This is a genomic window from Pseudomonas putida (assembly GCA_029953615.1).
Classification (GTDB): Bacteria; Pseudomonadota; Gammaproteobacteria; order Pseudomonadales; family Pseudomonadaceae; genus Aquipseudomonas.
The window spans coordinates 2,027,631-2,052,177 of the sequence record CP124529.1 but is presented as its reverse complement, the minus strand read 5'-3'; the positions used below and the strand labels follow the sequence as shown (position 1 = coordinate 2,052,177).

At 63.3% G+C, this 24,547-nt stretch carries 20 protein-coding genes and 5 pseudogenes; 17 read left to right on the top strand and 8 right to left on the bottom strand.

Annotated elements, in window-relative coordinates:
• Positions 1–40: 40 nt before the first annotated feature.
• The gene (locus tag QIY50_09390; protein ID WGV22355.1) at positions 41–607 is read left to right on the top strand and encodes a sugar O-acetyltransferase; all 567 of its coding nucleotides are present in this window, start codon (positions 41–43) and stop codon (positions 605–607) included.
• Here the strand turns inward: QIY50_09390 and QIY50_09385 are convergent.
• On the bottom strand, positions 586–1,155 hold the full coding sequence (locus tag QIY50_09385; GenBank protein WGV22354.1) for a DUF6436 domain-containing protein: 570 nt from the start codon (positions 1,153–1,155) through the stop codon (positions 586–588). The two genes, QIY50_09390 and QIY50_09385, sit on opposite strands and share 22 nt — an antisense overlap.
• Before the next feature lie 236 nt (positions 1,156–1,391).
• Here QIY50_09385 and QIY50_09380 point away from each other — a divergent pair, with 236 nt between their 5' ends.
• The gene (locus tag QIY50_09380; GenBank protein WGV22353.1) at positions 1,392–2,318 is read left to right on the top strand and encodes an alpha/beta hydrolase; all 927 of its coding nucleotides are present in this window, start codon (positions 1,392–1,394) and stop codon (positions 2,316–2,318) included.
• Here the strand turns inward: QIY50_09380 and QIY50_09375 are convergent, their stop codons facing one another.
• Positions 2,319–3,071 carry a hypothetical protein gene (locus QIY50_09375; GenBank protein ID WGV22352.1) on the bottom strand — a complete coding sequence of 251 codons (753 nt, stop codon included), beginning with the start codon at positions 3,069–3,071 and terminating at the stop codon, positions 2,319–2,321. It lies immediately after the preceding gene.
• Between the two features lie 113 nt (positions 3,072–3,184).
• Here QIY50_09375 and QIY50_09370 point away from each other — a divergent pair, with 113 nt between their 5' ends.
• Positions 3,185–3,817: a 2OG-Fe(II) oxygenase gene (locus tag QIY50_09370; GenBank protein WGV23031.1), complete on the top strand. Its 633-nt coding sequence runs from the start codon at positions 3,185–3,187 to the stop codon at positions 3,815–3,817.
• Positions 3,804–4,308, top strand: a pseudogene (locus QIY50_09365) (DUF523 domain-containing protein). The gene QIY50_09370 and the pseudogene QIY50_09365 overlap by 14 nt, the downstream one beginning before the upstream one ends.
• Positions 4,309–4,411: 103 nt before the next feature.
• Here QIY50_09365 and QIY50_09360 read toward each other — a convergent pair.
• Positions 4,412–4,900 (bottom strand): transporter substrate-binding domain-containing protein, encoded by a 489-nt coding sequence (locus QIY50_09360; GenBank protein WGV22351.1) that lies wholly within the window; start codon positions 4,898–4,900, stop codon positions 4,412–4,414.
• 226 nt (positions 4,901–5,126) lie between these two features.
• Here QIY50_09360 and QIY50_09355 point away from each other — a divergent pair, with 226 nt between their 5' ends.
• Positions 5,127–5,603, top strand: coding sequence for a DUF4399 domain-containing protein (locus tag QIY50_09355; GenBank protein ID WGV22350.1), 477 nt, complete (start codon positions 5,127–5,129; stop codon positions 5,601–5,603).
• Positions 5,604–5,768: 165 nt separating this feature from the next.
• Here the strand turns inward: QIY50_09355 and serA are convergent.
• A pseudogene (gene serA, locus QIY50_09350) lies at positions 5,769–7,000 on the bottom strand (phosphoglycerate dehydrogenase).
• Between the two features lie 170 nt (positions 7,001–7,170).
• Between serA and QIY50_09345 the strand changes: the two are divergent.
• The 4 genes and pseudogenes from QIY50_09345 to QIY50_09330 all read left to right on the top strand — a co-directional run bounded on the left by QIY50_09345 (position 7,171) and on the right by QIY50_09330 (position 11,355).
• A pseudogene (locus QIY50_09345) lies at positions 7,171–8,569 on the top strand (FAD-binding oxidoreductase).
• A 25-nt stretch (positions 8,570–8,594) separates the two neighbouring features.
• Positions 8,595–9,260: a fumarylacetoacetate hydrolase family protein gene (locus QIY50_09340; protein WGV22349.1), complete on the top strand. Its 666-nt coding sequence runs from the start codon at positions 8,595–8,597 to the stop codon at positions 9,258–9,260.
• Between the two features lie 181 nt (positions 9,261–9,441).
• Positions 9,442–10,362 carry an SdiA-regulated domain-containing protein gene (locus tag QIY50_09335; protein WGV22348.1) on the top strand — a complete coding sequence of 307 codons (921 nt, stop codon included), beginning with the start codon at positions 9,442–9,444 and terminating at the stop codon, positions 10,360–10,362.
• A gap of 90 nt (positions 10,363–10,452) precedes the next feature.
• A complete protein-coding gene (locus QIY50_09330; GenBank protein ID WGV22347.1) occupies positions 10,453–11,355 on the top strand; it encodes an SdiA-regulated domain-containing protein in 903 nt (300 codons plus the stop codon).
• A gap of 105 nt (positions 11,356–11,460) precedes the next feature.
• On the opposite strand, the gene rpiA is transcribed toward QIY50_09330, so the two are convergent.
• The gene (gene rpiA, locus QIY50_09325) at positions 11,461–12,135 is read right to left on the bottom strand and encodes a ribose-5-phosphate isomerase RpiA (GenBank protein ID WGV22346.1); all 675 of its coding nucleotides are present in this window, start codon (positions 12,133–12,135) and stop codon (positions 11,461–11,463) included.
• Positions 12,136–12,269: 134 nt separating this feature from the next.
• Between rpiA and ilvA the strand changes: the two are divergent.
• Positions 12,270–13,785, top strand: a pseudogene (gene ilvA, locus QIY50_09320) (threonine ammonia-lyase, biosynthetic).
• 148 nt (positions 13,786–13,933) lie between these two features.
• Positions 13,934–14,359, top strand: a complete 426-nt coding sequence (locus QIY50_09315; protein ID WGV22345.1) for a DUF2269 domain-containing protein — start codon at positions 13,934–13,936, stop codon at positions 14,357–14,359.
• Between the two features lie 126 nt (positions 14,360–14,485).
• On the opposite strand, the pseudogene QIY50_09310 reads toward QIY50_09315, so the two are convergent.
• A pseudogene (locus tag QIY50_09310) lies at positions 14,486–15,136 on the bottom strand (HAD family hydrolase).
• Between the two features lie 141 nt (positions 15,137–15,277).
• Here QIY50_09310 and QIY50_09305 point away from each other — a divergent pair.
• Together QIY50_09305 and ptsP are read left to right on the top strand one after the other, a co-directional pair.
• The gene (locus QIY50_09305; protein ID WGV23030.1) at positions 15,278–15,757 is read left to right on the top strand and encodes an RNA pyrophosphohydrolase; all 480 of its coding nucleotides are present in this window, start codon (positions 15,278–15,280) and stop codon (positions 15,755–15,757) included.
• Between the two features lie 22 nt (positions 15,758–15,779).
• Positions 15,780–18,059, top strand: a complete 2,280-nt coding sequence (gene ptsP, locus QIY50_09300; GenBank protein ID WGV22344.1) for a phosphoenolpyruvate--protein phosphotransferase — start codon at positions 15,780–15,782, stop codon at positions 18,057–18,059.
• 116 nt (positions 18,060–18,175) lie between these two features.
• Here ptsP and QIY50_09295 read toward each other — a convergent pair whose 3' ends face one another.
• Entirely contained in the window at positions 18,176–18,922 is a 747-nt protein-coding gene (locus QIY50_09295) for an NRDE family protein (protein WGV22343.1), read from the bottom strand.
• Positions 18,923–19,051: 129 nt separating this feature from the next.
• Here QIY50_09295 and QIY50_09290 point away from each other — a divergent pair, with 129 nt between their 5' ends.
• From QIY50_09290 to QIY50_09280, 3 genes are all read left to right on the top strand, one after another.
• Positions 19,052–19,834 carry a sulfite exporter TauE/SafE family protein gene (locus QIY50_09290; protein ID WGV22342.1) on the top strand — a complete coding sequence of 261 codons (783 nt, stop codon included), beginning with the start codon at positions 19,052–19,054 and terminating at the stop codon, positions 19,832–19,834.
• 16 nt (positions 19,835–19,850) lie between these two features.
• Positions 19,851–20,657: a prolipoprotein diacylglyceryl transferase gene (gene lgt, locus QIY50_09285; GenBank protein ID WGV22341.1), complete on the top strand. Its 807-nt coding sequence runs from the start codon at positions 19,851–19,853 to the stop codon at positions 20,655–20,657.
• A 64-nt stretch (positions 20,658–20,721) separates the two neighbouring features.
• Positions 20,722–21,681, top strand: coding sequence for a thymidylate synthase (locus QIY50_09280; GenBank protein ID WGV23029.1), 960 nt, complete (start codon positions 20,722–20,724; stop codon positions 21,679–21,681).
• A gap of 121 nt (positions 21,682–21,802) precedes the next feature.
• Here QIY50_09280 and cadR read toward each other — a convergent pair whose 3' ends face one another.
• On the bottom strand, positions 21,803–22,246 hold the full coding sequence (cadR, locus tag QIY50_09275) for a cadmium resistance transcriptional regulator CadR (GenBank protein WGV22340.1): 444 nt from the start codon (positions 22,244–22,246) through the stop codon (positions 21,803–21,805).
• Positions 22,247–22,330: 84 nt separating this feature from the next.
• On the opposite strand from cadR, the gene QIY50_09270 reads away from it, so the two are divergent.
• Complete coding sequence (locus QIY50_09270) at positions 22,331–24,544, top strand: heavy metal translocating P-type ATPase (protein WGV22339.1); 2,214 nt, start codon at positions 22,331–22,333, stop codon at positions 24,542–24,544.
• Positions 24,545–24,547: the final 3 nt, after the last annotated feature.

Here is a 24,547-nt window from a genome sequence, read left to right as displayed (position 1 = left end):
CGGATTCGCGATCAGAGCATAGCCCCCCAAAGGAGTTTCCATGTCCCTCAGCGAAAAACAGAAAATGCTTACAGGCCAGCTCTATCACGCTGGTTGCCCCGAGCTGCAGGCCGAGCAGATCGCCAACAAGCACTGGATGCACCGTTACAACAGTAGTGTCGAACTGCTCAACGACGCACGTCATGGGCTGTTGATAGAGCACTTTGGCCAGGTCGGCGAAGGCACGGTGATCCGCCCGCCGTTCTTTTGCGACTATGGCTACAACATCAGCGTCGGCCGCAACACCTTCATGAACTTCAACTGCGTGATCCTCGATGTGCTGCCGGTGCGTATCGGTGACGACTGCCAGATCGGCCCCAACGTGCAGATCTATACCGCCGACCACCCGCTCGACCCCGAGGTGCGCCGCACAGGGCTGGAGAGCGGTCGGCCGGTAACCATCGGCAACAACGTGTGGATCGGCGGCGCGGCGATCATCCTGCCGGGGGTGACCATTGGCGACAACGCCGTGGTAGGGGCCGGTAGTGTGGTCACCCGTGATGTGCCAGCGGGCGCGGTGGTAGTGGGCAACCCTGCACGGGTGCGTCAGCCGGCCCAGGGGCAGTAGCAGCCCACCGCCAGGGTATTGGAGGCACTCACCTGGCGGCCGTCGAGTAGAGCCTTGAGGATCGGCTCGATGAAGCTGTTGCTGGCGTTGCACACCGTGCCTTCACTGTAGGGGCCGAAGTAGGCCAGGCGGCCCTGCCGGTCCCAGATGGCCACGGCCGGGGAGGCGGGCAGGTGTTCGCTGCCGGGCAGGCTGGCGAGTGGCTTGAGGGCGGTGAGGTTGGCGGGCAACTGCCCGTGGCTGCCGGGCTTTTGCAGCACGTGGAAGGTTACCTCCTGGCTGGCGAACTGGCTGACCAGTTCCCCCAGGTGCTGCTGGTTGCCGACATTGCAGGGGCAGGCCGGGTCCCAGACGTGCACCACGCGGATCGGGCCTGGGCCGGCCAGTTCGGGGGGCAGTTGCAGCTGGCTGCCGTCGAACAGCGTGGCCTGGTTGTCGAAGGGGCGCAGGTAGCGGGCCTGGAAGGTGGTGTAGGCCTGCCAGAGGATGACGGCGCCGATCAGGAGGGCAAGTGCCATGCACAGTGGCTTGATGATCCGGTTCTTCATGAAGTCTTCGCGGTCCCCTGTAGGAGCGGCCTTGTGTCGCGATAGGGGTGCGAAGCGCGCGCCCCGGGATTTGTGCATCAAGCTGATATTGCCGGGGCCGCTTTGCGGCCCTATCGCGACACAAGGCCGCTCCTACAAGGGATCGGTGCTGGTTGAACGATGGGAGCAAGCTTGCCACGACGTCGGCCAGAGCTGAATATCCCAGATCAATACTTGCTTCGCTTTGGATGTACCCGATGCCCGCTGCCTTTCACCCTGACTTCCTGCGCACCAGCCTGGCGCCGTTCACCGCTCGCCAGCCGTTGTCGGCCCAGGCGCAGGACTATCAGCGCTTCTATGGCCTGAACCTGTCGGCCAACAGTTGGCTGGGCGGCTTCCAGGCCGCAGGCTTCGAGCTGGCAGGGCAGGCCTGGCTACCCGACCAGCCAAGCGCGACGCTGTTCCTGCTGCACGGTTATTACGACCATATGGGCCTCTACCGGCATGTGATCGATTGGGCGCTGAAACAGGGTTTCGCCGTGATCAGCTGCGACCTGCCCGGCCACGGTCTGTCCAGCGGCGAGCGGGCCAGCATCAGTGATTTCGCGCTGTACCAGCAGGTGCTGGAGGCGTTGTTCGAGCAGGCGCGCACGCTGCAATTGCCGCGCCCCTGGCACCTATGCGGGCAAAGCACCGGTGGCGCCATCGCTGTGGACCACCTGCTGCACCAGGGCGCGCGCAGTCCCATCGATGGCCAGGTCATCCTGTTGGCGCCGCTGGTGCGGCCCTGTGCCTGGCGCTGGTCGAAGCTGAGCTATCGCGTGTTGCGTCACTTCGTGAATGGCATCGAGCGGCGCTTCAGCGAGAACACCAATGACCCGGCCTTCCTGCCGTTCCTCGAAGCCGATCCGCTGCAACCGCGCCGCCTGCCAACGGCCTGGGTGGGTGCCTTGATTGCCTGGGTCAAACGCATCGAGGCCGCGCCACGCAGCACGCTGCGGCCGTTGATCGTGCAAGGAGAGGCGGATGGCACAGTGGACTGGCCCTATAACCTCGAAGTACTCAAGGCCAAGTTCGCCGAACCGCAGATTCTGATGCTGCCCGAGGCCCGTCACCACTTGGCCAACGAGCTGCCGGGCATTCGCCAGCGCTACTTCGACTTCATCGACCAGCGCCTGGGCTGATCACTTCAGGTCGCTGCTGCTCTGGCCAACCGCCAGGCCTGCGCGAACGGCGGCCAGGGCGGCCTGGTAGTAAGCCTTGCCGTCTGGCGACTCGGCAAAGGTGGCGAACTCTTCCAGCTCGGCATCGGACAGGTCGCGGTAGACATACAGCAGCGTGTTGTTGAGGTCTTCGCCGATCTGGCTAATCAGGCGCTGGCGCTGACCATCGAGCAGGCCCTGGGCCTGGCCGCCGCCGAACAGGCCGGGGATCATCGAGCTGAGGCTGTCGGCCGCCACGCCAGCGATGGCCAGGCTCACTTCGGCGCCGGCTTCGCGCGCCGGCAGGGCCTGGGCCAGGTGGCCGATGATCAGCAAGCGGTCGTCGCTGGCCTGGATTTTCGGCAGGCCCTTGGCATGCCTGGCCAGTTCATCCTTGCGGGTGGCCTTGAGCTCGGCAGCTACCACCTTACGCCCTAGCGGTGACCGGAAGAAGGCCAGCGCCGGTGCCGGGTTGGCCAAGGTTGCGCGCAGCTGGGCCTGGGCGCGACGGTCCACCGCCTGGGCCTGGAAACGCTGGTTGCTGTTGTTGACCAGCGCCTGGTACACGGCGGGTGGCAAACTGTTGCGGTAGCGTTCCTGGGCGGCGGTCAGGGCATCGTTGAAATGGGCGCGCTGGTCGGGCCAGCCGGCGGCCTTGTACAGTTGATCCAGGTTGTCTGCCCAGACAGGCACGGTGCAGATCATCAGCAGAATCAGGGAAAACAGACGGCGCATTCAGGACTCCTGTCGGCAGGTGGCTATTGTCCGTGGGCTGGCGCCGGTTTGTCGAGATATCCGCGTGCTTCTCGGCCAAGTGGCGCTGTGCGCCAGCATGGCGAATGGATATGATGCGCGCCATGCACACCTCCCCTGAACACCCGATGCTTGCGGCCGTCGTCGACGATCTGGCCACCCATGGCTGGTCCCAGCAGGCGCTGTTTCTGCCTGCCGACCTGGTGCGCGCGCTGGCGGCCGAGTGCCGGCGCCGTGATGCCGAAGGCGAACTCAACCCCGCGGGGGTTGGGCGCGGTGCTGCCCAGGAGGTGCGCGAGGCCATCCGCGGCGACCAGATCCAGTGGATCGACCCTGGCCAGGCCGAGGCCTGCGACCGGTACCTGGCCGCCATGGATCAACTGCGCCAGGCCATCAACCAGGGCCTGTTCCTGGGCCTGGAAGACTTCGAGTGCCATTTTGCCTTGTACCCGCCCGGGGCATTCTATCGCCGGCACCTGGACCGCTTCCGCGACGATGACCGGCGCATGGTGTCGGCAGTCCTGTACCTGAATGAAGGCTGGCAGCCGCAGGACGGTGGCCAGTTGCGCATGTTCCTGGCGGACGGTGTCGAGCATGATGTGCAGCCTGTAGCGGGCTGCCTGGTGGTGTTCCTGTCGGGCGAGGTGCCCCATGAAGTGCTGCCGGCAGGGCGTGAGCGGCTTTCGTTGACCGGCTGGTTCCGGCGCCGTGGCAATGACCCGTTCTGACTTGCCCAAGGTGCTGGTCAGCGCCTGCCTGCTGGGGCAGCCAGTGCGCTATGACGGCCGCGCCAGTGGCCACCCCGACCTATTGCAGCGCTGGCAGGCCGAAGGGCGCGTGGTGCCGTTGTGCCCCGAAGTGGCGGGTGGCTTGCCGACCCCACGGCCGCCTGCAGAAATACCGGGCGGGCAGGGCGCCAAGGTGCTCGACGGCGGCGCGCAGGTGCTGACGGTGACGGGCGAGGATGTCAGCGCCGAATTCCTGGCCGGGGCGCAGCGGGCGCTGGAGCTGGTGCGCCAGCATGGCATTCGCGTGGCGGTACTGAAGGCGGGTAGCCCTTCGTGTGGCAACCGGTTGACCTACGACGGCACGTTCAGTGGTGTGAAGGTGGCGGGGGAAGGGGTTGACCACGGCATTACTGCGGCGGGCCGGGGTTCTGGTGTTCAGCGAGCTGGAGCTGGACCTGGCGGAACAGGCGCTGGCTGGGCTTTCAGCTTAAGCCTGGTCCGGCCCTTTCGCGGGCACGCCCGCTCCCACAGGGATAGCACCCGCCTGTGGGAGCGGGCGTGCCCGCGAAGAGGCCGGTGCAGGCAATCAAGCACTTACTGCCCGGCCGCAGTCTCAGGCACCCCCTTGAACCATTTCTGCTCAAGCTCGGCAGTTCGCCCGTTGTCCTTGAGCCGCTGCAGTGCATTGTTCACCGCGCTCTCGAACGCCGGGTTGTCCTTCTGGAACGGGATCACCAGCTGCTTCTCGCTGAACGGCAGACTCACATCGAGCGGGCCGTTACCCTTGGGCGATTCGCTCGACGGGGTCAGTGCTATGTCGTACTTGCCAGCCTCGACACCCGGCAGCACCTCTGCGGCAGGGGCTTCGATGAATTCGGCGCGCAGGTCCAGTTCCTTGGCCAGCGCCTGGCCGAAGTCGATCTCGAAGCCGCTCAGGTGGTCGTTTTCCTTGAATGCGTACGGCGAGTTGTCGGCCTGCACGGCAATGCGCAGTTCGCCCCGGTCGGCAATATCATCAATCAGCTCGGCCTGAGCCAATGGCGTGATCAGTACCGCCAGCATTACCCCAATAGTCGTACGCATGAAAAGCCCCTTTATATCTTTGGCAGATGAATAACCTTCGCCACGGCTTTCTTCCTCGCCGTGGTCGAGCGCAGCCTATGACCTTGAAGCCTCGGCATTGTTTAACCCTGATTGAAATATTTCTGCCTGACGATGTGAACATCTGGACGAACATATCAACTAAGGTGAACTACCGCCGCCACCGGAATAGTGGCGGCGGTCAATAAGTGAATCACAGGAGAAGTGAATGAACAGCCTATTTTCGCGTGCTGCCGTTGCTGGTCTGTTGATGGGAGCGTCAATGTTCGCCAGCGCCGCAGATGCCCTGAAAAGCCAGGAGCCGCCCAAGGAGGCCAAGGTCTTCATCGTTTCCCCAGCCGATGGCGCCACGGTCGACAGGACCTTCACCGTCAAGTTCGGCATCGAGGGTATGGCGCTCAAGCCTGCGGGTGACAGCACCCCGCACACCGGCCACCACCACCTGCTGGTGGATGTGGATAAAGAGCCGGTAGCCGACATGGCGCTGCCGACCAGCCTGATGCCACAGGCCGGCACCGCATTGCCGGATGGCCCGCAGGTGCTGCACTTCGGCAAGGCGCAGACCGAAACCAGCATTACCCTGACCCCGGGCAAGCACACCCTGCAACTGGTGCTGGGTGACCAGTATCACGTGCCGTTCAAGCCGAGCGTCGTGTCGCAGAAGATTACTGTCGACGTGAAATAGGTGTCGGGCTCTTCGCGGGCTTGCCCGCTCCCACAGGATTCCACTGGCTTCGAGGCTCGTGGGGAACCGGTGGGAGCGGGCAAGCCCGCGAAGCAGGCGACGTCGATTTCACAGGCAAAAAAAGGGAGGCCACCAGGGCCTCCCTTTTTCATGCTGCCAGCGAACTCAGAACAGGACGCGGGAGCGGATGGTGCCCTTGACCTGTTGCAGCTTCTCTTGCGCCAGGTCCGAGTACTCGGCGTCCACGTCGATCACCACGTAACCGACTTTATCGTTGGTTTGCAGGAACTGACCGGAGATGTTGATGCCATTCTCGGCGAAGACCTTGTTGATCTCGCTGAGCACGCCCGGGATGTTTTCGTGGATGTGCAGCAGGCGGTGCTTGCCAGGGTGCGCCGGCAGGGCTACTTCCGGGAAGTTGACCGAGGACACCGAGGTACCGTTGTCGCTGTACTTGACCAGCTTCTCGGCTACTTCCAGACCGATGTTGGCCTGGGCTTCGGCGGTGGAGCCACCGATGTGCGGGGTCAGGATCACGTTGTCCAGGCCGCGCAGCGGGCTTTCGAACTCTTCGTCGTTGGAGCGTGGCTCGACCGGGAACACGTCGATGTGGCGGCGCCGATCAGGTGCTTGTCCTTGATGGCGGCGGCCAGGTGGTCCAGTTCGACCACGGTGCCACGTGCGGCGTTGATCAGGATCGAGCCTTTTTTCATTGCACGAATTTCCTTCTCGCCGATCATCCACTGGGTGGATGGCAGCTCAGGTACGTGCAGCGAAACGATATCGGCCAGGCCCAGCAGCTCGTGCAGGCTGGTGACCTGAACGGCGTTGCCCAGTGGCAGCTTGGTCAGCGGGTCGAAGAAGTAGACCTGCATGCCCAGGCTTTCGGCCAGCACCGACAGCTGGGTACCGATCGAACCATAACCGACGATGCCCAGTTTCTTGCCGCGGATCTCGAACGAGTTGGCCGCGCTCTTGATCCAGCCACCACGGTGGCAGGAAGCGTTCTTCTCAGGGATGCCGCGCAGCAGCAGGATGGCTTCGGCCAGTACCAGTTCGGCAACCGAACGGGTGTTGGAGTACGGCGCGTTGAACACGGCGATACCGCGCTCGCGGGCAGCTTCCAGGTCGACCTGGTTGGTGCCGATGCAGAAGCAGCCAACGGCGACCAGTTTCTTGGCGCAGTCGAAGATCTCTTCGGTCAGCTGGGTGCGCGAACGGATGCCGATGAAGTGGGCATCGGCGATCTTTTCCTTCAGCTCGGCTTCCGGCAGCGAACCAGTGAGGTATTCGATGTTGGTGTAGCCGGCGGCCTTGAGGGTATCGACCGCGTTCTGGTGCACACCTTCAAGAAGAAGGAACCGGATCTTGCTCTTGTCGAGAGAAGTCTTGCTCATCTGCGTAAACCTGTATCCCGGAGAAAAAATGGCGAGGGTGATGCCAGGCGCAAAGGCAGCCTTAGCATGAACAGCGGGAGGGCTATGCTAGCATACGCGACACAATCTGAGCTTATCCCGACAGGTGAAGAGTGCTCAGGGTGACTATGAATAAGTCGAGAGTTCCAGCGATGACTCACCCCGCTGTAATTGATGAACTGATGACCCTTGTCGACCCTGGCAAGGTCCTGACCGACGCAGCTTCCCTGGAAGCCTATGGCAAGGACTGGACCAAGCACTACCCACCGGCGCCCAGCGCCATCGTTTTCCCCAGGACGGTGGAGCAGGTGCAAGCGATCGTGCGCTGGGCCAATACGCACAAGGTGGCACTGGTGCCGTCTGGCGGGCGTACAGGGCTATCCGCCGGCGCCGTGGCGGCCAATGGTGAAGTGGTGGTCGCCTTCGACTACATGAACCAGATACTCGGCTTCAATGCCTTCGACCGCACCGTGGTTTGCCAGCCAGGGGTGATTACCCGTCAGTTGCAAGCCTATGCCGAAGAGCAGGGCCTGTATTACCCGGTGGACTTCGCCTCCAGCGGTTCCAGCCAGATTGGCGGCAATATCGGCACCAATGCCGGCGGGATCAAGGTGATTCGCTACGGCATGACCCGTAACTGGGTGGCAGGGCTGAAAGTGGTCACCGGCAAGGGCGAACTGCTGGAGCTGAACAAAGAACCTGATCAAGAACGCCACCGGCTACGACCTGCGCCAGCTGTTCATCGGTGCCGAAGGTACCCTGGGCTTCGTGGTCGAGGCCACCATGCGTCTGGACCGTGCGCCGCGCAACCTCACCGCGATGGTGCTAGGCACCCCGGATTTCGACTCGATCATGCCGGTGCTGCATGCCTTCCAGGGCAAGCTGGACCTGACCGCGTTCGAGTTCTTCTCTGACAAGGGCCTGGCCAAAATCCTGGCGCGTGGCGATGTGCCGGCGCCGTTCGAGAGCGACTGCCCGTTCTACGCGCTGCTGGAGTTCGAGGCCAGCACCGAAGAGGTGGCAAACGAAGCCTTGGCCACCTTCGAACACTGCGTCGAGCAGGGCTGGGTGCTGGACGGGGTGATGAGCCAGAGCGAGACCCAGCTGAAAAACCTGTGGAAACTGCGCGAGTACCTGTCGGAAACCATCTCGCACTGGACCCCGTACAAGAACGACATTTCGGTCACCGTATCGAAAGTGCCAGCGTTCCTGCGCGATATAGATGCCGTCGTTGCCGAGCATTACCCGGATTACGAAGTGGTGTGGTACGGCCACATCGGTGACGGCAACCTGCACCTGAACATTCTCAAGCCCGAGCACATGAGCAAGGACGACTTCTTCGCCTCGTGCACCAAGGTCAACAAGTGGGTGTTCGAGATTGTCGAGCGCTACAACGGCTCGATTTCCGCCGAGCATGGTGTGGGCATGACCAAGCGCGACTACCTGGGCTACAGCCGCTCGCCGGAAGAAATCGCCTGCATGAAAGCAATAAAGGCCGTGTTCGACCCTAACGGCATCATGAATCCGGGTAAGATCTTCGCACCTGAATAGAAAGCAGTATCCAGAGGAGTCGGCCATGAGTTACCAGCACCAGTACGTAGACGGCACGCGCATTCACTTCCCGCTGGGCAAGGTGGTGTGCATCGGCCGCAACTATGCCGAGCATGCCAAGGAACTGGACAACCCGATCCCCGCCGAACCGCTGCTGTTCATCAAGCCGGGCAGTTGCGTGGTGCCGGCCGAAGGTGGCTTCAAGATCCCGACCGAGCGCGGTTCGGTGCACTATGAGGCTGAAATTGCCGTGTTGCTGGGCAAGCCGCTGTCAACTCATCCGACCGAGGAAGAGGTGCTGGACGCCATTTCCGGCTATGCCCCGGCGCTGGACCTTACCCTGCGCGACGTGCAGGCCAAGCTGAAGGAAAAGGGGCTGCCCTGGGAACTGGCCAAGTGCTTCGATGGCGCCTGCGTACTGCCGCCGTTCGTGTCGGCCGCCAGCTTCGAGACCTTGACCGACATCCCGGTGCGCCTGACCGTCAACGGCGAAGTGCGCCAGGACGGTAACAGCGCGATGATGCTCAACCCTATTGTGCCGATGATCCAGTACATGGCCGCGCATTTCTCGCTGCAGGCGGGGGATGTGATCCTCACCGGCACCCCGGCGGGCGTAGGTCCGTTCAATGTCGGTGACGAAGTGGTGCTTGAGCTGCCGGGTGTGAGCCGCTTCGAAAGCCGGGTGCTCTGATTCAAGACCGGGTTGCCTTCTTCGCGGGCACGCCCGCTCCCACAGGGTTATTCACAGGGCTGAAGCTTGTGATATCCCTGTGGGAGCGGGCGTGCCCGCGAAGAGGCCGGTCCTGTTTACCGATTTTTCACACCCGATCAGGATAATGCGCGGATCTACGCCTATTTCCCAGGAACCCCGCATGCCATCTCCCACCAGCGCCCCGGCAACCCCCAAGCGTCGTTTCTTCCTGCGCTGGCCCTTCGGCCTGGCCGTGGCAGCGGTAATCGGCTATGGCGTGGCTATGGCCATGCACTGGGATGACCGCGGTGCGCTGTGGGTCAAGGAAAGCTTCGAAAGCACCGCCGAGCGCAGCGAAAGTGTATGGCTGCCGGACTACCAGGTGGATATCGATGCCAAGCCGTTGCCGGGCATGGACGACGATGAAGCCTCGGACGTGGCTTTCAACCCGCGTACCCGCACCCTGTTCGCGGTCATGGGCAAGAACCCGATCCTGGTCGAACTGAGCCTGGATGGCGATATACTGCGCAAGATCCCGCTCAACGGCTGGAACAACCCCGAAGGCGTCGCCGTGCTGGAAGACGGCTACCTGGCAATCACCGACGAGCGCCTGCACGACCTGACCCTGGTCAAGGTGGATGCGCAGACCACCGCGTTGAACCATGATGATTTCCAGAGCCACGACCTGGGCCAGTCGGTGAAGAGCAACAAGGGCTTCGAGGCGGTAGCCTGGGACCCACTGCGTCAGCGCCTGGTCATTGGCGAGGAGCGCCCGCCCAGGCTGTACACCTGGAACACCGATGGCCACAGCCCGCTCACGGGCGAAAAGCAGCCATTGCCCAGCGATGAACTGGACTTGCGCAACCTCTCGGCGCTGAGCGTCGACCCGCGTACTGGCCACCTGCTCGTACTTTCGGCCGATTCCAACATGCTGCTGGAACTGGACGAGCAGGGCCAGCAAGTCAGTTTCATGACCTTGCTGGGCGGTTTCAACGGCTTGCAGGGCACCATACCGCGGGCCGAAGGGGTTGCCATGGACGACAAGGGCAACCTGTACATGGTCAGCGAGCCGGCCCTGTTCTATCGCTTCAGAAAGAACTGAGCCCAATATCCGGCTTTTCGGATGCTGGCATTAAGCTTTATTTCAGTTGCTCATGGTTAGATTCGCCATCCCTATGTCGAGTCTGCCCTCATGCGTCATTCTGTTCGCCTGCTCCTTGTCCTGGCCGCCATCGGCCTGCTTCTGCTCGGCCTGGCCGGGCAGGAGTTCCGCCTGTTCGAGCGTGGCTGGTTCAACCTCAAGGCCTGGTGGCAACCCGCCGAACAGAGCATCGGCCTGGACCGTTACCAGGTAGTGGTGGAGGCGCAGCCGGTCGAAGGGCTGGATGACGACCTATCGGCGCTGACCTATGACCCAGATCGCAAAACCCTGTTTACCGTCACCAATGCCCGCTCGGAGCTGATCGAGCTCTCGCTGGACGGCCGCATCCTGCGCCGGGTACCGCTTACCGGCTTCGGCGACCCGGAAGCCGTGGAGTACGTCGGGCCCAACAGCTATGTGATCACCGACGAGCGTCAGCAGCGGCTGATTCGCGTGCGCCTGGAAGACGACACGATGTTCCTCGATGCCGGCGATGCCGAGCAGCTGACCTTGGGCATTGGCCTGAACGGCAACAAGGGCTTCGAGGGGCTGGCCTACGATTCGGCGGGCAAGCGCCTGTTCGTGGCCAAGGAACGTGACCCGATGCTGATCTACGAGGTGCATGGTTTCCCGCACGAAAACCCGGAGCAGCCCTATGCGGTGCATGTGGTGCAGGACCGCAAGCGCGATTCGCGGCTGTTCGTGCGGGACCTGTCGAGCTTGCAGTTCGATGAGCGTAGCGGGCACCTGCTGGCGCTGTCGGACGAGTCGCGGCTGGTGCTGGAGCTGGATGTGGAGGGCCGACCGCTGAGCACCTTGTCATTGCGCAAGGGGTTCCAGGGGTTGCAGGCGACGGTGCCGCAGGCGGAGGGGATTGCGATGGACGAGGCGGGGACCATCTACCTGGTCAGTGAGCCGAACCTGTTCTATGTGTTCAGGCAGCCGGCGGAGTGAGTGCCTGCGAGGGCCAATTCGCGGGCATGCCCGCTCCCACAGGTACGCCACAGTTTTCAGACCCCTGTGCAGTACCTGTGGGAGCGGGCGCGCCCGCGAAGAAGGTTACTCGGCCTTCAGGCTCTTAACGCCCTCAGCGGTACCCAGCAGCAGCAAATCCGCCGGCCGCGCCGCGAACAGGCCGTTGGTCACCACGCCAACGATGGCGTTGATCTGTGCTTCCAGCTCCACCGGGTTGGTGATCTGCAGGTTGTGCACATCGAGGATCACGTTGCCGTTGTCGGTCACCACGCCCTCACGGTACACCGGGTCGCCGCCCAGCTTGACCAGCTGACGCGCCACGTGGCTACGGGCCATCGGGATCACTTCGACCGGCAGCGGGAAGGCGCCCAGCACCGGTACCAGCTTGCTGGCGTCGGCGATGCAGATGAAGGTCTTGGCCACGGCGGCGACGATCTTCTCGCGGGTCAGGGCTGCGCCGCCGCCCTTGATCAGGTTCAGGTGCGCGTCGCTCTCGTCGGCGCCGTCCACGTAGAACTCCAGTTCGCTGACGCTGTTCAGCTCGTAGACCGGGATGCCATGGCCCTTCAGACGCTGGGCGGTGGCTTCGGAGCTGGCGACCGCGCCGTCGAAGGCAGTCTTGTGCTGAGCCAGGGCGTCGATGAAGAAGTTGGCGGTCGAACCGGTACCGACGCCGACGACGCTCTTTTCATCCAGCTTGGGCAGAATGAAGTCGACAGCGGCCTGGGCGACGGCCTGTTTGAGTTGGTCCTGGGTCATGCGGGCTCCGAGAGGGGCAGGGCGGATTTGAAAAGAGCCTAGTATAACGGCTCGGGCGGCTTTGCTGTGGTAGCCCGACGTAGCGCTGGGGTAGACTCCAAGCCCTTGTCCCGCGGCCCAGTGATGCTTTCCCGATGCTCGAACAGTACGTCAAGAAGATCCTCACCTCGCGCGTCTACGACGTTGCGGTCGAAACCCCGCTGCAGAGCGCCGGGCAGCTGAGCAAGCGCCTGGGCAACCAGATTCTGCTCAAGCGTGAAGACCTGCAGCCGGTGTTCTCGTTCAAGATACGCGGGGCCTACAACAAGCTGGCCCAGCTGAGCCCGGAAGAACTGGCCCGTGGCGTGGTCACCGCCTCGGCCGGCAACCATGCCCAGGGCCTGGCCCTGGCTGCACGCGAAATGGGCATCAAGGCCACGATCGTGATGCCCAAGACCACCCCGGAGATCAAGGTCGAAGGCGTGCGTTCGCGGGGCGGCAAGGTGGTGCTGCATGGCGACTCGTTCCCCGAGGCGCTGGCCTATTCGCTGAAACTGGTCGATGAAAAGGGTTTCGTCTACGTCCACCCCTACGACGATACCGCACACCATCGCCGGGCAGGGCACCGTGGCCATGGAAATCCTGCGCCAGCACCCTGGCCAGCTGGACGCGATCTTCGTGCCGGTGGGTGGCGGTGGCCTGATCGCCGGCATTGCTGCCTATGTGAAGTACCTGCGCCCGGAAATCAAGGTGATTGGCGTCGAGCCGGACGACTCCAACTGCCTGCAGGCGGCCATGGCGGCTGGCGAGCGCGTGGTCTTGCCGCAGGTCGGGCTGTTCGCCGACGGTGTGGCGGTGGCGCAGATCGGTCAGCACACCTTCGATATCTGCCGCCATCATGTGGATGAAGTGGTCACCGTCAGTACCGACGAAATTTGCGCGGCAATCAAGGATATCTACGACGATACCCGCTCGATCACCGAACCTGCCGGTGCCCTGGGCGTGGCGGGCATCAAGAAGTACGTCGAGTTGTACGGCGTGACCGGGCAGACGCTGGTTGCCATCGACTCGGGTGCCAACGTCAACTTCGACCGCCTGCGCCATGTGGCCGAGCGTGCCGAGCTGGGTGAAAAGCGCGAGGCGATCATCGCCGTGACCATCCCCGAACGCCCGGGCAGCTTCAAGGCATTCTGCGAGGCCATCGGCAAGCGCCAGATCACCGAGTTCAACTACCGCAAGCACACCTCCGACGAGGCGCATATCTTCGTCGGCGTGCAGACCCACCCGGAAAACGACCCGCGGGCGGCGCTGGTGCAGCAACTGGGCGAGCAGGGCTTCCCGGTTACCGACCTGACCGACAACGAGCTGGCCAAGCTGCATATTCGCCACATGGTCGGTGGCCATTCGGCCGGTGCCAGTGACGAGATGGTGCTGCGCTTCGAGTTCCCCGAGCGGCCGGGGGCGCTGTTCAACTTCCTCAACAAGCTGGGCGGACGCTGGAACATCTCGATGTTCCATTACCGCAACCATGGCGCCGCTGACGGGCGCGTGGTGGCGGGGCTGCAGGTGCCGGAGGACGAGCGCCACCTGGTGCCGGCGGCACTGGCGAAGATCGGCTACCCGTACTGGGACGAGACTGACAACCCGGCTTACAAGCTGTTCCTGGGCTGAGCAGCTAAGCTGGGGCTGATGGCCCTTTCGCGGGCTCGCCCGCTCCCATAGGTACTTCGCAGGCTTCAGCGCCTGTGATATCCCTGTGGGAGCGGGCAAGCCCGCGAAGAAGCCTGCACGAAATGGCCTGTTCAAGGACAACCGAGACATGGATCACCTGACCACCCTCAAGACCCTGCACATCGCTGCCACCGCCCTCCTGCTGCTGGGCGCCCTGGGCCTGGCGATCTGGACCGTACGCGCCCGCCGCCAGGGCGATACCGAGGCCTACGCCAAGCTGTTGCGTCGACCGCTGGTGTTCGTCTGGCTGGTGATGGGCCTGTGCCTGGTGAGCATGCCGTTCAGCGGCTGGTGGCTGGTACACCTGGTGGGCTGGCCGCTGGGGCAGACCTGGGTGCTGGCGTCCAGTGTCATCTATACGCTGGGCGCGTTTGCCGTGTGGTGGCTGCTGGTGCGGTTGAACCGGCTGCGCAAGGCCGAGGTGGTGGGGTTGCGGTTTACCTTGGCACTGGCGGTGTTCAGCGGGGTTTGCTTCCTGTCCATTGCCGGGCTTATGGGCGCCAAGCCAGTCTGACAGCTTTGTGCTGGTTTCTTCGCGGGCTTGCCCGCTCCCACAGGTACAGCGTAGCCCTCAAGGCTTGTGGTGAGCCCTGTGGGAGCGGGCAAGCCCGCGAAGAGGCCAGCACAGGAAAACCTCAAGCCTCAGCGAAACCACCGGCCAGCCACGCCTCTCGGCCTCCGCCCGCAGCTTCGGGTCGGGGTCCACCGCCACCGCATGCGTCACCCGCTCGAGCAACGGCAGGTCATTCATCGAGTCGCTATAGAAGTAGCTGTCCTCAAGATCGAAGCCGTTCTCCAGCATCCAGCGCTCCAGCCGCGTCACCTTGCCTTCACGGAAACACGGTATATCGATACTACGCCCGGTATAGCAGCCATCACGCTTCTCGCATTCGGTCGCCAGCAACACGCGAACGCCCAGGCGCCGGACAATCGGTGCGGTGACGAAGCGGTTGGTGGCGGTGATGATCACCAACTGGTCGCCGGCCTCGCGGTGCTGCTGCAGCAAGCTCAGCGCCTTGGGCAGGATGATCGGCTCGATGCAGTCGCGCATGAAATCGCGGTGCCATTCGTCGAGCTGGGCTACCGGTGTGGCCGCAAGGATTTCCATGGAAAAGGCCAGGTAGGCCTGCAGGTCCAGGGTGCCGTTCAGGTAGTCCTGGTAGAAGCCATCGTTGCGTTGCTTGTAGGCAACCGGGTCAAGGATGCCGCGCTGGCAAAGGTAGTCACCCCAGGCATGGTCGCTGTCACCACCGAGGAGGGTATTGTCCAGGTCGAATAAAGCCAGGCGCATCGCGGTCACTCCCATCAGCCACAGGGTAGGCCCGCAGAATACGGAGTTTTCACGCCGCTGCACATAAGCTTGGCGGGCGCGTTGCTGCGCTCGCAGGCTTTGTGGAACAATGCGGTGACATGCGTTTGCGAGGTTGCTGCCGTGATCGACCCGGATGGTTTTCGCCCCAACGTCGGGATCATTCTCACGAATGATGCCGGGCAGGTGCTATGGGCTCGACGGATCAACCAGGATGCCTGGCAGTTTCCCCAGGGTGGCATAAACCCTGACGAGACGCCGGAAGATGCCCTGTACCGCGAGCTGAACGAAGAAGTTGGCCTTGAACGCGATGATGTGGAAATTCTTGCCTGCACACGTGGCTGGTTGCGTTATCGTTTACCCCAACGGCTGGTGCGTACGCATAGCCAGCCGCTGTGCATCGGCCAGAAGCAGAAATGGTTCCTGCTGCGCCTGGTCAGCAACGAACAACGAGTACGGATGGATCTGACCGGCAAGCCGGAATTCGACGGCTGGCGCTGGGTCAGCTATTGGTACCCGCTGGGCCAGGTTGTGACATTCAAGCGCGAGGTCTACCGACGCGCCCTGAAAGAGCTAGCACCGCGTCTGCTGACGCGCGACTGACGACGGAGTTCGACCCCGAGCCATGCTCAATACGCTGCGCAAGATCGTCCAGGAAGTAAACTCCGCCAAAGATCTCAAGTCGGCGTTGGGGATCATTGTCTTGCGTGTCAAGGAGGCCATGGGCAGCCAGGTCTGCTCGGTCTACCTGCTCGACCCGGAAACCAACCGCTTCGTGCTGATGGCCACCGAAGGCCTGAACAAGCGCTCCATCGGCAAGGTCAGCATGGCCCCCAACGAAGGCCTGGTCGGCCTGGTCGGTACCCGGGAAGAGCCGCTCAACCTGGAAAACGCTGCCGACCACCCGCGTTACCGCTACTTTGCCGAAACCGGCGAAGAAAAATTCGCGTCGTTCCTTGGTGCACCGATCATCCACCACCGCCGCGTGGTCGGGGTATTGGTCATCCAGCAAAAGGAGCGCCGCCAGTTCGACGAGGGCGAAGAAGCCTTCCTGGTCACCATGAGCGCCCAGCTCGCAGGGGTTATCGCCCACGCCGAGGCGACCGGCTCGATCCGCGGCCTGGGCCGCCAGGGCAAGGGCATCCAGGAAGCGCGCTTCGTCGGCGTGCCGGGTTCGCCTGGCGCCGCCGTGGGGCGCGCCGTGGTGATGCTGCCGCCGGCTGACCTGGAAGTGGTACCGGACAAGATCGTCGATGACATTGATGCCGAACTGAAGCTGTTCCAGAACGCCCTCGAAGGCGTGCGCGACGACATGCGCAAGCTGTCTGCCAAGCTGGCCACCCAGTTGCGCCCGGAAGAGCGTGCACTGTTCGATGTGTACCTGATGATGCTCGAAGACGCCGCCCTGGGCGGTGAGGTGACCGAAGTCATCAAGACCGGCCAATGGGCCCAGGGGGCCCTGCGCCAGGTGGTGGGCGAGCACGTCAACCGCTTCGAACTGATGGACGATGACTACCTGCGCGAGCGTGCCTCCGACGTCAAGGACCTTGGCCGGCGCCTGCTGGCATACCTGCAGGAAGCCCGCGCGCAGTCGCTGGTGTATGCCGACAACACGATTCTTGTCAGTGAAGAGCTGACCCCGGCGATGCTCGGCGAAGTGCCGGAAGGCAAGCTGGTCGGCCTGGTCTCGGTACTGGGCTCGGGCAACTCCCATGTCGCTATCCTGGCGCGCGCCATGGGCATCCCCACGGTGATGGGCCTGGTCGATTTGCCATATTCCAAGGTCGACGGCATCGAGATGATCGTCGACGGCTACAAGGGCGAGGTGTTCACCAACCCCAGCGAAGTGCTGCGCAAGCAGTACAGCGACGTTGTCGAGGAGGAGCGCCAGCTGGCCCAGGGCCTGGATGCCCTGCGCGAGCTGCCGTGCGTTACCCCGGACGGCCACCGTATGCCGCTGTGGGTCAACACCGGCCTGCTCGCCGACGTGGCCCGTGCCCAGCAGCGTGGTGCCGAAGGGGTAGGGCTGTACCGCACCGAAGTGCCGTTCATGATCAACCAGCGCTTCCCCAGCGAGAAAGAGCAGCTGGCCATCTACCGCGAGCAACTGGCGGCCTTCCACCCGCTGCCGGTGACCATGCGGACCCTCGACATCGGCGGTGACAAGTCGCTGTCGTACTTCCCGATCAAGGAAGAAAACCCGTTCCTGGGCTGGCGCGGCATCCGCGTCACCCTCGACCACCCGGAAATCTTCCTGGTGCAGACTCGCGCCATGCTCAAGGCCAGCGAGGGGCTTAACAACCTGCGTATTCTGCTGCCGATGATTTCCGGCATCCATGAGCTGGAAGAGGCACTGCACCTGATCCACCGCGCCTGGGGCGAGGTGCGTGACGAAGGTACCGATGTGCCGATGCCACCGGTTGGCGTGATGGTGGAAATTCCTGCGGCGGTGTACCAGACCAAGGAGCTGGCACGGCAGGTGGACTTCCTGTCGGTCGGCTCCAACGACCTGACCCAGTACCTGTTGGCGGTGGACCGCAACAACCCGCGGGTCGCCGACCTGTACGACTACCTGCACCCGGCGGTGCTGCAGGCGCTGAACACGGTAGTGCGCGATGCCCATGGCGAAGGCAAACCGGTGAGTATCTGCGGCGAGATGGCCGGTGATCCGGCAGCGGCGATACTGTTGATGGCCATGGGCTTCGACAGCCTGTCGATGAACGCCACCAACCTGCCGAAGGTGAAGTGGATGCTGCGCCAGATCAACCTGGGCAAGGCCAAGGAATTGCTGACCGAGGCCTTGAGCCATGACAACCCGCAGGTTATCCACAGCTCGCTGCAACTGGCCCTGAAGAACCTCGGGCTGGCGCGGATGATCGGGCCTGGGGCCAATAAAACCCTGTGAGGGTGAGGGTGCCTGTACTGGCCTCTTCGCGGGCTTGCCCGCTCCCACAGGTACAGCGCTGTACTTGTGGGAGCGGGCAAGCCCGCGAAGAGGCCAGTACAGGCAACATCAAAAGATCAGACTGAAAGCTCTATCTCCCCAAGATGTCCACCAAAGGGCCCGAAACTGCGCTCAATAAGCCGCCTTCTGCCCTGATCATCCACAATCAGTACCGTACTCGCCCGCGTCCCGTAATTCTGGCTGGCAATGAACACACTCGACAGCAGTTTCTCGGTCGCCAACCCCACCCCCGTTTCCGGCAATTCGCCCTCCGGCGCCGGCTCGGCATCTGCCAGCAATGCCAGCAAGCGCTGAGGCTCTGGCGTTTCCAGTAACCCTTCCAACCCGCTACGCGCCTTCACCAGCTTCGGCCACGGCGTATCCAGCCCGGCATTGGAAAGCCCGTAAACCCCAGCTGCCAGCAAGCGCGGCGCTGCGTCCCGGGCGTGCAGGTAACCCAGCTGCCGCCCATCGCCCACCAGCAGGTTGAACCCCGAATACTGCCCGCTGCGGCTGGCTACCTGGTCCAGGTAAGCCTCGACCCCCTGCTCACCCTGCAGGTAGGCCGCCACCAGTTCGCCTCGCGAACGCGGGCCGAGTGCCTGCCCCAGGTCACGAATATTGGTCAATGCCGCGAACCGCCCCTGCGGGCCCACGCCCAGCCAGGTGCCGCGCGCTTCCAGGTCGCGCCCGGCATAAACCCCCGGTGCATCTTCCCAAGCTGCCAGGGCCTGGGTAGGGCGGGCATAGAACTCGTCGCGGTTGGCCGCCACGATCAGCGGCAGGGCATGCCCCGGCCGCCAGGCGAATACGATCAGGCACATCGGTTGGGCCTCTGTGTTTTCCGCCACTGTACCCATAGCCGTGGGGCGGTTCCATCCTGACACAGACTTCACTAGAGCCTCGAACCCGGCTTCCGTTACCATGCCGGATTGATTTCTCGGGGATGGCGAATGGAATTCGTGCTCTATCTGCTGTTAGGCGCCTGTGCCGGAGTGCTGGCCGGGCTGTTCGGCGTGGGCGGCGGTATCATCATCGTGCCGGTGCTGGTGTTCAGCTTTACCTTGCAGGGTTTCGATGCCTCGGTGCTGACTCACCTGGCGGTCGGTACGTCGCTGGCCACAATCGTCTTCACCTCGATAAACGCCGTGCTCGAGCACCAGCGCAAGGGCGCGGTGCAATGGCCGATCTTCGCCTGGATGACCCTTGGCATCCTCCTTGGGGCCGGTGTCGGCGCCAAGACCGCCTCGCTGATACAGGGGCCGTTGCTGCAAAAGATCATCGGTGTGTTCGCCTTGGTCATCGCCGCGCAGATGGCCCTGGACCTCAAGCCCAAGGCCAGCCGTGGTATCCCCGGCAAGCCAGCGCTGATCGGTGCCGGTGGAGTGATCGGCTGGGCTTCTGCCATTTTCGGCATCGGCGGCGGCTCGCTGACCGTGCCGTTCCTGACCTGGCGCAGCCTGCCCATGCAGCAGGCAGTGGCCACCTCCTCGGCCTGTGGTTTGCCGATTGCGGTGGCCAGTGCCCTGAGTTTCATGCTGTTGGGCTGGCATGAAGAGCACCTGCCGGCCCACAGCCTGGGTTACGTGTACCTGCCGGCGCTGGTCGGCATTGCCGTGACCAGCATGTTTTTCGCCCGCTTCGGCGCGCGCCTGGCGCACAAGCTGTCGCCACGTCTGTTGAAACGCCTGTTCGCAGCCCTGCTGTTCTGTGTCGGCCTCAGCTTTTTGATTTGAATCGAGAGGAAGTTCCATGCTGCCTTACCCGCAGATAGACCCCGTGGCGGTGGCCCTCGGGCCGCTGAAAATCCATTGGTACGGCCTGATGTACCTGGTCGGCATCGGCGGTGCCTGGCTGCTCGCCTCGCGCCGGCTGAACCGCTTCGATCCCACCTGGACACGCGAAAAACTCTCCGACCTGGTGTTCTGGCTGTCGATGGGTGTGATTGTCGGTGGTCGCCTGGGCTACGTGCTGTTCTACGACCTGCACGCTTACCTGGCCAATCCGACGCTGATCTTCGAGGTGTGGAAGGGGGGCATGTCGTTCCATGGCGGTTTCATCGGCGTGATGTTGGCGGCCTTGTGGTTCGGCAAGCGCAACAACAAGTCGTTCTTCGAGCTGATGGACTTCGTCGCCCCGCTGGTGCCGATCGGTCTGGGCGCCGGGCGCATCGGCAACTTCATCAACGCCGAGCTGTGGGGCAAGGCCACCGACGTGCCATGGGCGATGGTCTTCCCGCCGTTCAGCGACCCGGCGCAATTGCCGCGTCATCCGTCGCAGCTGTACCAGTTCGCACTCGAAGGTGTGGCGCTGTTCCTGATCCTCTGGGCGTTCTCGCGCAAGCCGCGGCCGACCATGGCGGTTTCCGGCATGTTCGCGCTGTTCTACGGCATCTTCCGCTTCATCGTCGAATTCGTCCGTGTACCGGATGCCCAGCTTGGCTACCTGGCCTGGGGCTGGCTGACCATGGGTCAGATTCTGTGTGTCCCGATGATCCTGGCTGGCCTTGGCCTGATCTGGTGGGCTTATAATCGCAAGCCCACGGCGAAACCCGCCTGATTAATCCCACGGCAGGGGCGATCCTCCTGCCGTTCTTGCTACAGGTAAGCCATGAAAACAGTATCTGGACCTGGTCCGCGACGTCATCGAAAACGGCACGCTGCAGGGCAACCGCACCGGCATCCGTACCATCAGCCTGCCGGGCGCCATGCTGCGTTTCGACTTGCAGAAGGGCTTTCCGGCCATCACCACGCGCAAGCTGGCGTTCAAGTCGGCGATCGGTGAAATGGTCGGTTTCCTGCGTGGCGTGAAGAACGCCGGTGAGTTCCGCGAGCTGGGCTGCAAGGTGTGGGACCAGAACGCCAACGAGAACGCCCAGTGGCTGGCCAACCCGTTCCGCCAGGGGCATGACGACCTGGGCGAGATCTACGGCGTGCAATGGCGCCAGTGGCCAGGCTACAAGCGCATCCCGCTGAGCAACCCGGCGGCCATCGAAATGGCTGAAAAGGCGGGCTTCCGCCGCATCGCCCAGGACGAGGAGGACGGCGTCGCGTTCGTCATCCTGTACAAGGCCATCGACCAGGTGCGCCAGTGCCTGGATACCATCGCCAATGACCCGGGCAGCCGCCGTATCCTGTTCCACGGCTGGAACTGCGCGCAGCTGGACGAAATGGCCCTGCCGCCGTGCCACCTGCTGTACCAGTTCCACCCGAATGTAGAGACGAAGGAAATTTCCCTGACCCTGTACATCCGCTCCAACGATCTGGGCCTGGGTACGCCGTTCAACCTCACCGAAGGCGCGGCGCTGCTGTCGCTGTTCGGCCGCCTGACCGGTTACACCCCGCGCTGGTTCACTTACTTCATCGGCGATGCCCATGTGTATGAAAACCACCTGGACATGCTCAACGAGCAGCTCAAGCGTGAGCCGCTGGCAGCGCCGAAGCTGGTGATCAGCGACCGCGTGCCGGCATTTGCCGAGACCGGCAAGTACGAGCCGGAGTGGCTGGAGAAGATCGAACCGAGTGATTTCTGGCTGGAAGGGTATGAGCATCATGCGCCGATGACAGCGCCGATGGCGGTCTGACTGATCGCTATTGCCTGAACTGGCCTATTCGCGGGGCACGCCCGCTCCCACAGGTACAGCGCAGCCTTCAGGTGCGGCGCGGTCCCTGTGGGAGCGGGCGTGCCCGCGAAGCTTTTGGGGCTCAATGTCCGTGACTACGCCCCACATGCGAATGCTCGGTATCCGGCACCGATACCGCCCCGTTCGTTTCCAGTTGCTGCAAGATCGCGCACTCAGCCCCCTGTGCATTGCAGCGCCGCCGTAGCTCCACAAGCTGTTCCTGCAGCGCCACCAACCCATCGATGCGTGCCTGCACATGCTCGATATGCTCGTCGATCAGCGCATTGACGCTGCCGCACGAATCGTCGGGGCTGTCGCGCAGGCGTAGCAGGCTGCGGATTTCATCCAGGGTCATGTCCAGGGTGCGGCAGTTGCGGATGAAGGTCAGCCGTTCGACATGGGCCTGGGTGTACAGCCGGTAGTTACCGTCGCTACGCGCCGGCTCTGGCAGTAACTGTTCACGCTCGTAGTAGCGGATGGTTTCCACCGCGCAATCGGTGGCCTTGGCCAGTTCTCCGATTTTCATCACGAAATTCTCCAGCAGATAGCTTGACCCTATAGTGGCTACAGGGTGTTCACTTGGCAACAGGCTCAAATTAAGGATGCCCCCATGAACCAGCCTGTCAGCCACGAACACAAACACGATCACCACGCCCACAGCTGCTGTAGCGCCGCCGCTGCACCTGCCAAGGTGCAATTGAGCGAAAAGGCCAGCAGCCACGCCCAGTTCAGCCGTTTCCGCATTGAGGCCATGGACTGCCCTACCGAGCAGACCCTGATCCAGGACAAGCTGGGCAAGCTGCCTGGTATCGAGCAGCTGGAATTCAACCTGATCAACCGTGTGCTTGGCGTGCGTCACACCCTGGGGGGCACAACGGAAATCGAGCAGGCAATCGACAGCCTGGGCATGAAAGCCGAGCCGCTTGGCGCCGAAGACGACGGAGCCACCAGCGCAGCACAAGTGGTCAAGACCCGTTGGTGGCCGCTGGCGCTGTCAGGTATTGCCGCGATCGCCGCCGAAATCGTGCATTTTGCCGCGCTAGCACCGGAGTGGGTGGTGGCGGCGCTGGCGCTGGCAGCGATCCTCGGCTGTGGCCTGGGTACCTACAAGAAGGGCTGGATCGCCCTGAAAAACCGTAACCTCAACATCAACGCGCTGATGAGCATCGCCGTGACGGGCGCGGTGCTGATCGGCCAGTGGCCGGAAGCGGCCATGGTGATGGTGCTGTTCACCGTTGCCGAACTGATCGAAGCCCGCTCGCTGGACCGCGCGCGGAATGCCATCGGGGGCCTGATGCAGCTCACCCCCGACATGGCCACCGTGCGCCAGGCCGATGGCCAATGGCGGGAAGTGGAGGTGCGGGAGGTGGCCATTGGTGCCTTGGTGCGGGTACGCCCCGGCGAACGCATTGGCCTGGACGGTGAAGTGGCCAGCGGGCAATCCAGCGTCGATCAGGCACCGATCACCGGCGAAAGCCTGCCTGTAGAGAAGTCTGTGGGTGACAAGCTGTTCGCCGGCACCATCAACCAGGCCGGGGCGCTGGAGTTCCGCGTTACCGCCGCTGCCGGGCAATCGACCCTGGCGCGTATCATCAAGGCCGTGGAGGAGGCGCAAGGCGCACGGGCGCCGACCCAGCGCTTCGTCGACCGGTTTTCGCGCGTCTACACCCCGGTGGTGTTTGCCATTGCCCTGGCTGTTGCAGTGATACCGCCGCTGTTCATGGCTGGTGCCTGGTTCGACTGGGTCTATCGCGCCCTGGTGCTGTTGGTGGTGGCTTGCCCATGCGCCCTGGTGATTTCGACCCCGGTGACCATCGTCAGTGGCCTGGCCGCGGCGGCGCGCAAAGGCATCCTGATCAAGGGCGGTGTTTACCTGGAGGGTGGGCGCCACCTGGACTTCCTGGCCCTGGACAAGACCGGCACCATTACCCACGGCAAGCCGGTGCAAACCGACGCCAAGGTACTTGAGACGCTGTTCGAAGGCCGCGCGCAAGCGCTGGCCGCCAGCCTGGGCGAGCGTTCGGACCACCCGGTATCTCGCGCCATTGCCCAGTTCGGCAAGGAGCAAGGCCTGACCTTGAGCGAGGTCGATGACTTCGTCGCCCTGGCCGGGCGCGGCGTGCGCGGCACCATCGCGGGTGAGGTTTACCACTTGGGTAACCACCGCCTGGTCGAGGAGCTGGGGCTGTGCTCGCCCGCGCTCGAGGCCCAGCTGGATGCGCTGGAGCGCCAGGGCAAGACCGTGGTGCTGCTGCTCGACCGCTCCGGCCCGTTGGCGCTGTTCGCCGTGGCCGACACGGTCAAGGAAAGCAGCCGCCAGGCCATCGCCGAGCTGCACGAGTTGGGTATCAAGACGGTCATGCTGACCGGCGATAATCCGCATACCGCCCAGGCCATCGCCAAGGTGGTGGGTATCGACCGCGCCGAAGGCAACCTGCTCCCTGCCGACAAGCTCAAGAGCATCGAAGCTCTGTACGCCCAAGGCCATCGGGTGGGCATGGTCGGTGACGGTATCAACGACTCCCCGGCACTGGCTCGCGCCGAGATCGGTTTCGCCATGGCGGCAGCCGGCACCGACACAGCCATAGAGACCGCCGATGTGGCGCTGATGGACGATGACTTGCGGAAAATCCCGGCCTTCGTCAGGCTGTCGCGCCAAAGTGCGGCGATCCTCATGCAGAACATCGTTCTGGCGTTGGGCATCAAGGCGATATTTCTGGCGATCACCTTTGCCGGCATGGCCACCATGTGGATGGCGGTGTTCGCCGACATGGGCGTGAGCCTGCTGGTGGTGTTCAACGGCTTGCGCCTGTTGCGCAAATAGAGG